This window comes from Sphingomonas sp. NIBR02145, from assembly GCF_027359115.1.
Lineage (GTDB): Bacteria > Pseudomonadota > Alphaproteobacteria > Sphingomonadales > Sphingomonadaceae > Sphingomonas > Sphingomonas kyeonggiensis_A.
This window is the reverse complement of sequence record NZ_CP114791.1, coordinates 561,553-573,879: the sequence shown is the minus strand read 5'-3', so window position 1 is coordinate 573,879 and position 12,327 is coordinate 561,553. Positions and strand designations below refer to the sequence as shown.

The 12,327-nt window shown below is 66.3% G+C and carries 13 protein-coding genes; 9 read left to right on the top strand and 4 right to left on the bottom strand.

Annotated features, from left to right (window positions below; translation table 11 throughout):
* The first annotated feature begins 450 nt into the window (after positions 1–450).
* From O3305_RS02725 to O3305_RS02685, 9 genes are all read left to right on the top strand, one after another.
* Positions 451–1,053, top strand: coding sequence for a hypothetical protein (locus tag O3305_RS02725; protein WP_184166963.1), 603 nt, complete (start codon positions 451–453; stop codon positions 1,051–1,053).
* 120 nt (positions 1,054–1,173) lie between these two features.
* On the top strand, positions 1,174–1,734 hold the full coding sequence (locus O3305_RS02720) for a hypothetical protein (protein WP_184166966.1): 561 nt from the start codon (positions 1,174–1,176) through the stop codon (positions 1,732–1,734).
* A gap of 67 nt (positions 1,735–1,801) precedes the next feature.
* Entirely contained in the window at positions 1,802–2,353 is a 552-nt protein-coding gene (locus O3305_RS02715; RefSeq protein WP_184166969.1) for a hypothetical protein, read from the top strand.
* A 40-nt stretch (positions 2,354–2,393) separates the two neighbouring features.
* Positions 2,394–2,957, top strand: coding sequence for a hypothetical protein (locus O3305_RS02710; RefSeq protein ID WP_184166972.1), 564 nt, complete (start codon positions 2,394–2,396; stop codon positions 2,955–2,957).
* A 13-nt stretch (positions 2,958–2,970) separates the two neighbouring features.
* Positions 2,971–3,555: a hypothetical protein gene (locus O3305_RS02705; protein ID WP_269575039.1), complete on the top strand. Its 585-nt coding sequence runs from the start codon at positions 2,971–2,973 to the stop codon at positions 3,553–3,555.
* Positions 3,552–4,118 carry a hypothetical protein gene (locus O3305_RS02700; protein WP_269575038.1) on the top strand — a complete coding sequence of 189 codons (567 nt, stop codon included), beginning with the start codon at positions 3,552–3,554 and terminating at the stop codon, positions 4,116–4,118. Before O3305_RS02705 ends, O3305_RS02700 begins: the two co-directional genes overlap by 4 nt.
* A 30-nt stretch (positions 4,119–4,148) precedes the next feature.
* Positions 4,149–4,907: a fimbrial biogenesis chaperone gene (locus tag O3305_RS02695; protein WP_269575037.1), complete on the top strand. Its 759-nt coding sequence runs from the start codon at positions 4,149–4,151 to the stop codon at positions 4,905–4,907.
* A 31-nt stretch (positions 4,908–4,938) separates the two neighbouring features.
* Positions 4,939–7,440 (top strand): fimbria/pilus outer membrane usher protein, encoded by a 2,502-nt coding sequence (locus O3305_RS02690; RefSeq protein ID WP_269575036.1) that lies wholly within the window; start codon positions 4,939–4,941, stop codon positions 7,438–7,440.
* Positions 7,437–8,444 (top strand): hypothetical protein, encoded by a 1,008-nt coding sequence (locus O3305_RS02685; RefSeq protein ID WP_269575035.1) that lies wholly within the window; start codon positions 7,437–7,439, stop codon positions 8,442–8,444. The genes O3305_RS02690 and O3305_RS02685 overlap by 4 nt, the downstream gene beginning before the upstream one ends.
* Positions 8,445–8,460: 16 nt before the next feature.
* Here the strand turns inward: O3305_RS02685 and O3305_RS02680 are convergent, their stop codons facing one another.
* From O3305_RS02680 to O3305_RS02665, 4 genes are all read right to left on the bottom strand, one after another.
* Positions 8,461–8,940: a hypothetical protein gene (locus O3305_RS02680; RefSeq protein ID WP_269575034.1), complete on the bottom strand. Its 480-nt coding sequence runs from the start codon at positions 8,938–8,940 to the stop codon at positions 8,461–8,463.
* Between the two features lie 102 nt (positions 8,941–9,042).
* Positions 9,043–9,690 carry a response regulator transcription factor gene (locus O3305_RS02675; protein ID WP_269575033.1) on the bottom strand — a complete coding sequence of 216 codons (648 nt, stop codon included), beginning with the start codon at positions 9,688–9,690 and terminating at the stop codon, positions 9,043–9,045.
* Positions 9,687–11,561 (bottom strand): PAS domain S-box protein, encoded by a 1,875-nt coding sequence (locus O3305_RS02670; protein WP_269575032.1) that lies wholly within the window; start codon positions 11,559–11,561, stop codon positions 9,687–9,689. Before O3305_RS02670 ends, O3305_RS02675 begins: the two co-directional genes overlap by 4 nt.
* A gap of 159 nt (positions 11,562–11,720) precedes the next feature.
* Positions 11,721–12,110 carry a response regulator gene (locus O3305_RS02665; RefSeq protein ID WP_269575031.1) on the bottom strand — a complete coding sequence of 130 codons (390 nt, stop codon included), beginning with the start codon at positions 12,108–12,110 and terminating at the stop codon, positions 11,721–11,723.
* Positions 12,111–12,327: the final 217 nt, after the last annotated feature.

Genomic DNA, 12,327 nt, shown 5'->3' with positions numbered 1-12,327 from the left:
AGTGGCACTCGTGACATAGGTGAAACGTTCGATGTCCCGGTGCGGCACAAGGTGTTAACGCAATCTAAATCGACCGCGTTGAGACGCATTTACCCTACGTTTTTCAGGAAAAATCGCTCGATCGGGTGCCTGAGGACCGGCACGATCCGTGCGGTTCGCAGGCCCGGGCACCGGACTGCCCTCTTCTCCCAAGGGCCGTCCCGAAAACGCGGATCGCGTCAATCCGCGACGATTCTGGGCCCGGCAATGCTCCGAATCGAGACGATGCGCGGCAAGCGAAAGTTCGGGCGAAAATAAAGCGAATGATATCAGATCATTGATCTGTGTATTATCGATGTAATACGCAATTACCGACATGTGGAAGACCACAAGTTCTACCTAACGGTTTGTTCACCATCCTTCTGAGCAAGGCGCGATGCCGAGAGTGTCGCGAACCAGAAGGGTGAGGACATGCGCACAAGGACGCATCTGGCATTCGCGGTCTGCATGGGGTGGGTCTCCGCCGCCTCTGCCCAAACAACCGCATATTCCCCCGATTCGGGCCGCACGCCCAATCAGATCGTCCTGTCGATCCCGGTCACGGCCTCAGTCGGCGGCCGATGCGGCTTCGGCACGGGCGGCACGCCGAGCGGCTCCTACAACCAGAATGATTTCGACGTGAACGGGCTGCAGCACGACTTCGCCTTCGTGCTCGATTGCACCGGCCCTTCGCGCGTCGCGGTAGTGTCGCAAAATGGCGGCCTGCTCACCACGGGAACCGCGCCGACCGGCTATACCGTTCGCGCGCCCTATGATGTGAGCCTGCATCTCGTCGCCAATGGCGGCGGGACGACGGCGGACGCCACCTGCGCCGCATCGACGCTGCCCACCGGCTCCACCTGCAGCTTCCTCGGCCCGGCAAGCACCGCGCAGGGGCTGCGCCTTTCCGCCGCATCGACGCTGCAGGCAGGCTCGTACCTGCGCGTATCCGCCCCACCCTATGCCGGCGCATCGGCGCTGGTGAACGGTACCTATTCCGACGTCCTGACGGTGACGCTCAGCGCATCGCCCTGACGGCGACCTGCCGGTTCGGCCCGGCGGCCGGCGCCAGATACCCCGGGCTTCTACCCCAAGTGAAAAATGGCAGCCGCGCCGCTCCGGCCTGACCTGCCCGACTTCAAATAGGAGAGCATTATGAAGAAGCTTCTGTTCACCGCCCTTCTCGCCGGTTCGGCGCTGGCGGCGGTCCCGGCAGCCGCGCAGAGCGTGTCGGGCAATGTCACGGTGACCGGCACGGTCGCCGCCAAGTGCACTTCCGCGGGCGGCCTGAACGGCAGCATCAACCTGGGCGAACTCGCCGTTGCCGACGGCAAGGTCAATCCGACCTTCTCGGCGAATGTGGGTGGCCTGAGCCGGTCGTTCACGGTCACCTGCACGAGTGCCAATCCGCAGATCTCGGTGGATGCCTCGGCACTGGTCAACTCCGCGATCGTGACCCCGACCGCCGGCTATACCAACACGGTGCACTACACCGCGACGATGGTCGCCTCGAAAGCGGCCGGCGGCACGACCTCGGCGATCGACACCTCGAACGTCGCCGGCGCGACCACCGCGCTTGTCGGCGATCACCTGGCCAATGCGCCGAACAACATCGTCCTCACGGTCTCGAACGGCAACACCACCACCGCGACCGACATGCTGGAGGCCGGAAATTACTCGGGTGTGATCGCGCTCACCGTGAGCCCGTCCGCCTGACCCGTGCTGGGCGAGGGAGGCCGCCCCCTCTCCTCCCTCGTCCAGACCTTTCTGCTGGAGAACGACCATGCGCATCTCTTTCCTGCTCGCCGTTCCGGCCGCGCTGGTCGCGACCCCGGCGCTGGCGCAGTCGACTGGCACGGTGAACGTGAACGGATCCGTCGCCGATCGCTGCCTCTTCACCGTCCCCTCCGCGGTCATCGCGCTCGGGGAGATCTCGCAGAGCGGCACCGGCGCGGCTGCCGGCAGGCTCGACACCGCCCGCGTCGACAACCAGTTCCGCGATCTGGTCGGCTGGTGCAACGGCACTGCGGCGACCATGACGGTCGAGGCGCAGCCGCTGCTCAACCTCGACTATGGCGGCCCCGCCATCTCCGGGTTCGACACCCGGGTCGACTATCTCGCCACGGCGGCGGCCAACAGCACCTCGACGACCGACAGTTCGCTGGCAGCGAGCCCGGGTCCGGGCGGCGCCGTCAATGTCGGGCTCTTCTCGGGCAACATCCGGGTGACGCTGTCCCAGTCCTCGACGCCGGGGAGCGGCCTGCTCGTCGCCGGCAATTATGGCGGCCAGGTGATCGTCACCCTCACGCCCAACTTCAGTGGCGGCGGAGACTGATCCCGCCAGGCACCTCACCCGACCGAATTGGGAGGCTAGCATGAACAAGCATATGGTTTTCCGCGCTGCCCTGACCGCCTCGATGGTCATCTGCGCGCCGGCATGGGCCCAGACCACGGGCACCACCTCCAGCGGTACGGTTACGGTGACCGGCACGGTACCCTCGCTCTGCTTCGGCGGGACGCTGACGGGCGGCAGCAACATCGATCTCGGCGTGCTCATCGACACGTCGACCGGATTGCTGCGCACCGACCTGCCGGCGCCGACCCGGACCCTGACCGGGGCGTTCTGCAGCACCCGCAGCGTGATCTCGGTCGAGGCGACGCCGCTATTGTCGCAGAACGCGACGGGCACGCCGCCGGCCGGCTTCTCGCGGACGGTGAACTACCGCGCCGCCGCCAGCGGCTGGACCCCGACATCCGCGGTCTTCACCACGGGCGCCGCCAGCAACCCGGCCGCCTCGCAGAACCGCGCCACCGCGTTCCAGAGCGACATCACCATCACGCTCGACAACTTCCTGACCGGCGGAGGCACCGGGCTGCGGCTCGTCTCCGATCCGCTGTATCGCGGCGCGGTCACGGTGACGCTGTCGGTGGCCGATTGAGGGAGTGCACGACATGCGCAGCCACCCCTTGTTCGCGATCGCGGTCCTGCTCCCGCTCCCCGCCGTCGCGCAGACGATCAGCGAGGTCCGGGCAATGGACGTGACCGGCCAGGTGCCAGGCACCTGCACGCTCGGCGCTCCGCGGCTGGGTGGCGCCCAGGCCAATTTCCGCGGGATCAACGGCAACAGCCTGCCGATCGATCAGCTGGTCGACGGGACGACATTGTCGACCCGCCCGGCATCGGCCGAGATCAGCTTCGACGCGGTCTGCGCGTTCCCGCACCTGCTGCGGGTGGAGAGCCAGAACAACGGGCTCTGGCGCACCAGCGAGCGGGTGGGCAACGCCCCGGAAGGGTTCGGCGACGCGGTTCCCTACCGCGCCACGCTCTACTGGGCATCGCAAACCCTCGCGTTGTTCGCCGATGCCCGGCTGCGCCGCATGGCCGAGACCAGCCTCTTCGTCAGCGAAACCGCGACCGGAACGCTGCAGCTCCGCCTCGAGATCGATGCCGGTGCCACCAATCACCGCGCAAACGCGCCGCTTGTCGCCGGCACCTATGGCGACACGCTGCGCATTACCCTGGAGCCGCAGCAATGAAGAGGATCCTGATCCCCGTCGCGCTGGCAATGCTTCCGGCAGCCGCCCTGGCCCAGAACCAGCCGCAGCCGGTCACCGGCCACCTCGACATCATCGGTGAAGCGCCGGCCGCCTGCCTGATGAAATCCCCCGCAGGCACCAGCGGCACCAATGCCAGCTTCGATCCCGTGTCGTCCGGCACCGGCCGCATCCGGATCGACCAGCTGGCGAGCCTGAACGATGCGACGCCCCTGGCGGCGACGATCCGGGTCGAGCTGCCGGTCATCTGCAACGCGCCCCACCGCATCGTGCTGCGCAGCGGCAATGGCGGGCTGCGGCGGGACGGCGCGGCGGTGGCGAGCGTCGCCCCCTTCCGCCAGCTGCTGCCCTATCGGCTGGGTGTCCGCTGGGGCGCCGACCAGGCCGAGCGCGGCACCGATGACGGCACGCCGATCACCATCGACGCAAGTGGCGCCCGCTCGGGCGACCTTGCGGTCCTTTTCACCCTCGCCAGCGGCGGCGCCCCCCTCGTGGCGGGCAACTACACCGACGAGATCGTCCTGGAGATCCAGGTCGCCGACTGACGCACCCCACGCATTCCGGGAGGAAAACAGATGAAGAAATGGGTCCGTGGTCTCGCTCTTGGTCCGGCACTGGCCGCCGCCATGCTCGCGAGCACTCCGCTGGTACAGGCGGAGACGGTGCAGCCGGTCGTCGTCGATCTGACGCCCACTGGCAGCGGAATGAGCCAGACGATCACGGTGGAGAACACCTTCACCCAGCCGCTTCCGGTGGAGCTGCGCGTCGAGGAACTCACCTTCGACCAGGCCGGACTGCACGGCACGGGCAAGGACTCCGGCGACTTGCTGATCTTCCCGCCCCAGGCGATCATCCAGCCCGGCCAGACCCAGTCCTTCCGCGTGCAATATATCGGCGACCCCGCCCTTGCCCGCAGCAAGCACTATTACGTCACCGTCGCCCAGCTGCCGGTGCAGCTGCCGCAGGGCCAGTCCGCCATCCAGATCCTGTACAACTTCCAGGTGCTGGTCAGCGTGCGGCCCGCCGGCGCGAGGCCCGAGCTCAAGATCGCGAAGAGCGAAGTGGCGCTCGACGAGAAGGGTCAGGCGATCGCCGCGATCACCCTGACCAACGACAGCCCCGCCCATGGCTATCTGTCCAAGGGCCGGCTGCGGATCGTCGAGCGCGATCGCAGCGGCAAGGAAGTGTTCCGTCGCACGCTCGCCGGGCCCGAAATCCAGCAGACCGTAGGCTTCGGCCTGGTCGGCGCAGGACAGACCCGCCGGCTGCTCATCCCCATCCAGCTCCCCACCAGTGAAGGCACGATCGATGCCCAATTCACGCCCGAGGGCTAGGCGCCCCCTGCGCTGGTTCGCCATCGTCCTGATGGCGGGCTGCGCGCCCTTCGCCATCTCGCCGGCCGCTCGCGCCAGCGAGGATGGTCCCAAACAGACGACCCAGGAGCAGGAGCGCCACATCGTCCTGCCCAAGCCCAGCGCCGGCGGTGACGCGCAGGCCAGGATCAACACCACCGGCAAGCCGGTGACGCTGACGGTGGCCGCGAAGGATGGCCCGGTCTATCTCGGTGACATCGTCGTCACCATCCAGCCCGACGACTCGATCGAGTTCTCGTCGCGGCGGCTGATGGACCTGCTCTCCAACGTCCTCGACCCGGACGTGCTGCGCAACCTGCAGGCGAGCTTCGCCGGCAAGGCGGCACTGGGCCCGGAAGCGTTCCAGGCATCCGGCATCCAGCTCCACTATGATCCGCAGCAGCTGGCGATCGTGCTCGACATCGCGAGCGAGCGCCGCGCGACCCGCACGGTGATGGTCAGCCCGCTCGAGCGGGACAAGATCGGTACCTATGTCAAACCCGCCGATTTCAGTGCCTATCTGAACATCCGCGGCAATGTAGATTACCTCTGGAGCGGCGCGGACAAGGGTGTGCAATCGCCGGTGCTGTTCCTCGACGGCGCCATCCGCACCATGGGCGTCGTGCTGGAGAGCCAGGCGGTCTGGCAGCCCGGCAGCAACGCCACCGACTTCCAGAGACTGGGCTCGCGCTTCGTCTATGACGATCCGAAGCGGCTGGTCCGCTGGACCCTGGGCGACCTCCAGCCGGTCACGCGCGGCTTCCAGTCGGTGCCCGATATCGCGGGCGTTTCCGTCTTCCGGTCGTACAGCGTGTTGCAGCCGCAGGAAATCGTGCGGCCGCGCGGCGACCGCAGCTTCCAGCTCACCCGTTCATCGACCGTCGAGGTCTATGTCAATGGCGAGCTCGTGCGACGCCTCCAGCTGGCGCCGGGCACCTACAACCTGCGCGACTTCCCGTTCACCCAGGGCGCGAACGACGTTCGCCTGAACATCCTCGACGATACCGGCCGCAGCGAGGTCCTGCGCTTCAACGTCTTCCTCGACCAGTCGCAGCTTTCGGCCGGGCTGAGTGAATTCGGCCTCTATGCGGGCGTGATGGCGCCGCTCGAGGCGCACGGCCCGCATTATACCAACAAGCCGGCGGTCTCCGCCTTCTTCCGGCACGGCATGAGCGACGCGCTCACCCTGGGTGCCAATATCCAGGCCGATAACCGGGTGGTGATGGGCGGCGTGGAAGCCGTATGGGGCACGTCGCTCGGCACCTTCGCGGGCAGCTTCTCGCTCTCGCATATCGACGGTATCGGCATGGGCCGCGCCGCGCTGGCAACCTTCCAGCGGCTGATCCAGCGCCCCAATGGCCGCTCGGACTCGATCACAATGTTCTTCGAGAGCCGCAGCCGCGACTTCGGGCCGATCGGCACGGTGATTCCGCGCAACCCCTTCGCCTGGGAGGCCGGTGGCGGCTATTCGCACACCTTCACCGACTATATCTATGGCGGCATCGACGGGCGCTACTCGCGCGGACGCGACGGCCAGCGCGACCTCTACACGGCGCGCGCCACCATGGGCTGGCGGATCAACGACCGCCTGACCATGACCGGCGACCTGCGCTACGAGCGCGACAATGTCCGCAAGGGGCTGGGTGGACTGCTCAGCCTGACCCTGCGCCTCGGCCGCTACTCCAACTTCCGCGCCGACTATGACACGCGGACCGAGCGGGCACGCCTGTCGTACAACATGATGCACGGCCAGGGCGTCGGCTCGTACAACATCGCCGCCGATATCGAGCGCGACAAGAATGGCGCGGGCGTCAGCGTAGCCGGCAATTATGTGGGCAACCGCGCCGACCTCGGCTTCAGCCATTTCGGCACGTTCGACGACGATTTCGGCCGCTCCACCGGGCAGCGGACTTCGTTCCGCTTCGGCACCGCGATCGCGCTCGCCGACGGCGCGCTTACGATCGGCCGGCCGATCTATGACAGCTTCGCGGTGGTCAAAGGGCATGAGAGCCTGAAGGGCGCCAATATCCGCGTCGATCCGACCGAGTTCGGCTACACGGCCTCGACCGGTGCGCTGGGCACAGCGCTGCAGCCGAGCCTCAGCTCCTATGCGGAGCGCACGGTCAAGATCGACGCGCCGAACGCGCCCGCTGGATACGACCTTGGCCAGGGTGCCTATCGCCTCTTCCCGCCCTATCGCAGCGGATATCGGCTGGAGGTCGGCTCGGGCTACAATCTGACGGCGATGGGCCGGATGACCGACCGCAACGGCGATCCTGTTTCGCTGGTCACCGGCAAGGCGACCGAGCTGGCGCATCCGGAGCGTGAACCGGTTGTGGTGTTCACCAACCGTGAGGGCCGCTTCGCCGCCACCGGCCTCGCCGCCGGTCGCTGGCGGATCGACATGCTCGATACCGAGAAGAGCAGCTACGTCATTGATATCGCGGAGAAGGCCGAAGGCGTGGTGCGCCTTGGCGAGCTCACGCCTGCAGCGAAGGACGGAACCAAGCCATGAGCAAGATGATACCGCTGCTCGCAGCTGTCTGCGGCGTCCTCGGCATCGCCGGGGCCGCGCCAGCCTGGGCGCAGGGCAAGGGGACCTGCGGTGTATCCGGCCAGGCACTGGCCTCGCCGACGATCACCTACGATCCCTTCTCGCCCACCGGTTTGACGCAAGTGACGATCCCGTTGATCCTGACCCGCTTCGGCACCGGTGCGGCCAAGACCCAGACGGTCAACTTCGTGCTGACCAAGCCGGTGGGTACGCCCAACTACCAGATCCTCTACAATGGCACGAGCATCCTCTACACAGAGGGCAACACCATGGGGCACCCGACGATCAACTCGCAGTCGGCGGGGGAGATCAACTACAATTTCGGTGGCGCCTCGCAGCCCGACCAGTCGACGCCGTTCAACCTGGTCGTCACGGTGCCGGCGAATGTCGATCTCTCGGCGGGCAACCCGATCGACTTCGACATCCTCTATGTCTGCAACGGCACCGGCGGCATGGCCGATGTCACCACGCCGACCAAGCTGTCGAGCGCGATCCACATCAACGTCAATGTGCTGAGCGCGCTGCAGGCCAGCTATGCCGGCCCGGCGCTGGATTTCGGAGAAGTCGGCGACAAGACCGATACCGACGTGACGAACACGCCGATCATCCGCACCGGCTATGTCCGCGTCGCCAGCTCGGGTCCCTATTCCATCAGCGTCACGTCGCAGAATGGCTACAAGCTGACCTTCCCGGGCGGCAACCCGGCGAATGCGACCCAGTCGATGAGCTATTCGGCGACCTTTGTCGGGCAGACGCGCAGCCCGTCCAACACGACGCCGATCAACCAGACCTGCACCCGCGCCGGCCTGGCCGGGTCACCACCGAACCAGGGCATATTACTGCCGGTGAACGTGCGCCTGCTGCAAGGGGGGCAGACGCGAACGCCCGCCCCCAACTATCAGGACATATTGACCGTCACCATCTCCCCGCTGGCCGCGGGTACGCCGGGAACGATCTGCTCGTGATCCAGCCTGGGCTGGATCAGAGCGCCGTGACGCGGATCGACAGCGTGCCGTTGGCCTGGCCGTTCTCGGTGACCAGCGACACCTTGTGCGCTGCGATGCCCGGCTGCGCGGCACCCGAGATGACCGTCGAACCGGCGTCGGAGAGGCGCACGGCAGTGCCGTCGATCATCAGGGTGGCGCCGGCCAGCTCGGGCGAGTGATCGACCGTCACCTGATAGCCATTCGCGCTGTTGCAGAATTCGTGCAGCGTGCCGAGATCGACCTGGTTGCCGTTCGACGCGGCAACCGAATTGTCGAGGTTCGCGCGGCAGACAACCGGCACATAGCCGCTGACCGTCAGCCGGTAGCTGTCCTGCGACGGATCGGCAAAGGCCGCCGGCGTCGCCGCGATCAGCGCGCCGAAAGCGGCCGCTGCGCCAACCCGGCGCACGAAGGAAGAAACGCTGTTGTTGTACTGCATGATGAAGAACTCCCGCCAGAACGGTTCTTTCTCCACCCAAAGCGGTTGATGTCCGGTTAAACCGGGCATCAGTAACCCGACGCATCGGGTGCGTAACGGCGTGGTTCTGCGGGTTTCGGGAGCGGTGTGGCCGGGTTGCTACGCTCTGGGAGCTGCGGCGAGCACGGGCCGCCCCTGGCCCATTCCGGCCGCGAAGGCGATCCGAAGCGCTTCCGACAGGCTGCGCGCATGCAGCTTGGCCATGATGTTGGCGCGATGCACCTCGACGGTGCGGCAGCTTATGCCGAGGTCGAACGCGATCGTCTTGTTGGGCAGCCCCTGCGCCAGCCGCTCGAGCACCTCGCGCTCGCGGCAGCTCAGGATACCGAGCACCACGCCGGCCTCGGCGACCCGGGCACTGATGTCCTTGCCTGCCGTGATCCGGTCGAAAGCCCGGCCGATCGCGTCCAGAAGCGCATCGGTGTCGAAGGGCTTTTCGAGGAAATCGACGGCGCCCGCCTTCATCGCCTTCACCGCCACCGACACGTCGCCATGGCCGGTCAGCACGATGACAGGCATCGTCACGCCGCGCGCGCCGAGCTGCTGCTGCACCTCGATGCCGTCCATTTCAGGCATGCGGATATCAAGCAGGATGCAGCCGGGCTCGACATGGCGAACCTCTTTCAGGAAGGCGATGCCGGACGCCCATACGCGAACCGCATAGCCGGAGGCGCTCAGGAAGAACTTGGCGCCCCGGCGCACGCTTTCTTCGTCATCGATGACATGGACCAACGGTTTGTCGCTCATTCCAGGGACTCCGCATCAGCACGAACAAGGGTGAAATGAAAACGGGCGCCGTCGCCGCTGTCCGGCTCCAGCCAGATGCGTCCGCCATTGGCTTCGACGATCGTCCGGCAGATCGACAGCCCCAGCCCCATTCCACTGCTCTTGGTGCTGTGGAAGGCGCGGAACAGATTCTCGGCGATCCCCGGCGGAACCCCGGGCCCGGTATCGGCGACGGTAACGCGGACGAAGCCGGGATCGTCAGGCGCGGTCGATATGGTGAGCGAGCGCCGGGGCGCCCCGATCATCGCCTCGATGGCATTGCGCATGAGATTGATCAGCACCTGTTGGATCTGGATGCGGTCGACGAGGACGCTGTCCACCGACAGGTCCAGCCGGAAGCTCGCCTCCACGCCCCTTTCCCGCGCGCCGATCAGCGCGAGTTCGGAAGCGTCTTCGACCAGTGCGGAAAGCGCCTCGATCGACTTCTCGACCTCGCCGCGCGCAACGAACTCGCGCAGCCGACGTACGATGCTGCCAGCCCGAAGCGCTTCCTCGAACGCTTCGTCCAGCCCTTCCTCTATCGTCTCCCGGTCCTCGGCATTGCCGTCGCGCAGCATGTTCCGGGCGCCGCGCACGAAGGTGACCACGGCGGTTATCGGCTGGTTCAATTCATGGGCCAGCGTGGATGCCATGGTGCCCATCGCGCTCACGCGTGCGGCATGGACCAGCTCGGAACGCAGCGCCTCGATCCGCTCCTCGTCCGCAACCTTCTCCGTAAGGTCGCGGATGAAACCGATGAAGACCCGGCCGCCCTCGGACGTGGCCTCGCCGACCGACAGGTCCATCGGGAAGGTCGTCCCGTCGTGGCGCTGCCCCAGCACGATCCCGCCGACCCCGATCATCCGGGCCTCGCCCGTCTCGAGATATCGCCGAAGATAGTCGTCGTGCCGATCGCGGTCCGGAGCCGGCATCAGCCGGCTGACATTGGAACCCACGACATCGGCCTCGCACACGCCGAACAGTTTCTCCGCCGCGGCGCTGAACGACAGGATCTTGCCCGTCTCGTTGATCACCACCATCGCATCGGGCACCGCCGCCAGGATGGAACGAAACTGCGCCGCGCTCGCCTGGAGATGCCGTTCCGCCGCGCGTTGCTCGGTCACGTCGCGAACGACCTTCGCAAAGCCCCGCAGCGCACCTTGCTCGTCATAGAGCGGCGTAAGCATGGTGTGGGCGAGGAATTCCGAGCCGTTCTTGCGAACGCACCAGTCCTCCTCCTCCAGGCAACCCTCGGCGCGGGCGCGATCGAGGTCATGCTGCGGCTTGTCGAGCGCCAGGGCCGTGTCGGGGTAGAAGATCGAACAGTGCCTGCCGACGACTTCGCGCTCGCTCCAACCCTTCAGCCGTTCCGCCGCCTTGTTCCAGATCGTTATCCGCCCATCCGGATCGAGCATGTAGATGCCATATCCCTCGGCACCGTCGATCAGCAGGTTCAGCGTCTCCGCCAGGTCATGCGCGCGGTTTGCCCGGCGTTCCGCGACTTGCTCGCTGGCGCGCAACCGCCATTGCAGGCGCATGATATAGGATACGACGAGGATGATGACCGAGCAGGCGAACAGGAAGACGACTCGCTCGAGAATGGCGGCCTCGCCGCTTGCCCAGCCCATCAGGGCAACCGCCGCCACCGATGCGAGGGCGGCTGCCAGCGCGGGCCCCGAGCCGGCAAAGGCACCGGTGACGAGCACCGCGACCGCATAGAGCAGATAATGTCCGTGACCGTTCAGCCAGGGCTCGAGGGCCCAGCGCAGAAGCGTGGCGACTACGACCGAGCCTACCGCCAGACCATAGGCGGCAGCGAGGTCGCGCGCCGATGTGCTTGGGGCACCGGCCACCGCAATCTCCGCCGCTGAAGCGCCCGAGCCACACCCGATAGTGGGTTCCCTCGTTCAGCGGGTCGGATGTCGATAGCACGAAAGAAATTGTTCGGAAATGGTTTGGAAACTATACGGACACATCAAATCCCGCGCCCGATGCCGCGAAATGGGACGCAGTTAGACTATCGGCTCGACGACTCGGGCTAGTTCCTCGAGCAGTACGTCATCGCGAAACGGCTTGGGCAGCACTTCGACGAAACCGGCGGAGATCGCTTCGCTTCGCAGGCTTTCGGAAAAATGCGCGGTGATCAGCACCGCAACGCCGTCCCAACCCCTCTCCTGGAGCGTGCGGAGGGATTCGATACCGTCACAGTAGGGCATCGAATAATCGACCACGAGATGCGTTGCCTCGACCGATACGGGATCGGCGAGCGCGGCGGCGGCGCTGGCGAAGGCGATGACCTGATATCCGGCGCCCTGGAGCATGAGCTGCAGCCCCCGGCGCACCGAGGCATCATCCTCGATCAGGAGCAGCGGCGGCATGTTCTTCTTCCGCGACGACGTCATTACAACCTGCGCCTAGCTAGCGGGTTCGACACTGCAACGGGCTTCGCGCGATTCCCGCGCCCGGTTACCATATCAGCCTTCGGGGAGGTGGCGAACAGGGCAATGCACCAAACCGGTCCCGATACGCCACACGAGCCTAAGGCGAGCACCGAACATATGGCGATTGGTAGTCTTACTTACACGTGCCCCTCCGCCTCGATCCGTCCCGCCCAACCCT

Bases quoted from the DNA above. Each gene is read 5' to 3' on its own strand.
- O3305_RS02725 (WP_184166963.1), top strand. From the start codon at position 451: ATGCGCACAAGGACGCATCTGGCATTCGCGGTCTGCATGGGGTGGGTC.
- O3305_RS02720 (WP_184166966.1), top strand. From the start codon at position 1,174: ATGAAGAAGCTTCTGTTCACCGCCCTTCTCGCCGGTTCGGCGCTGGCG.
- O3305_RS02715 (WP_184166969.1), top strand. From the start codon at position 1,802: ATGCGCATCTCTTTCCTGCTCGCCGTTCCGGCCGCGCTGGTCGCGACC.
- O3305_RS02710 (WP_184166972.1), top strand. From the start codon at position 2,394: ATGAACAAGCATATGGTTTTCCGCGCTGCCCTGACCGCCTCGATGGTC.
- O3305_RS02705 (WP_269575039.1), top strand. From the start codon at position 2,971: ATGCGCAGCCACCCCTTGTTCGCGATCGCGGTCCTGCTCCCGCTCCCC.
- O3305_RS02700 (WP_269575038.1), top strand. From the start codon at position 3,552: ATGAAGAGGATCCTGATCCCCGTCGCGCTGGCAATGCTTCCGGCAGCC.
- O3305_RS02695 (WP_269575037.1), top strand. From the start codon at position 4,149: ATGAAGAAATGGGTCCGTGGTCTCGCTCTTGGTCCGGCACTGGCCGCC.
- O3305_RS02690 (WP_269575036.1), top strand. From the start codon at position 4,939: ATGGCGGGCTGCGCGCCCTTCGCCATCTCGCCGGCCGCTCGCGCCAGC.
- O3305_RS02685 (WP_269575035.1), top strand. From the start codon at position 7,437: ATGAGCAAGATGATACCGCTGCTCGCAGCTGTCTGCGGCGTCCTCGGC.
- O3305_RS02675 (WP_269575033.1), bottom strand. From the start codon at position 9,690: ATGAGCGACAAACCGTTGGTCCATGTCATCGATGACGAAGAAAGCGTG.
- O3305_RS02665 (WP_269575031.1), bottom strand. From the start codon at position 12,110: ATGACGTCGTCGCGGAAGAAGAACATGCCGCCGCTGCTCCTGATCGAG.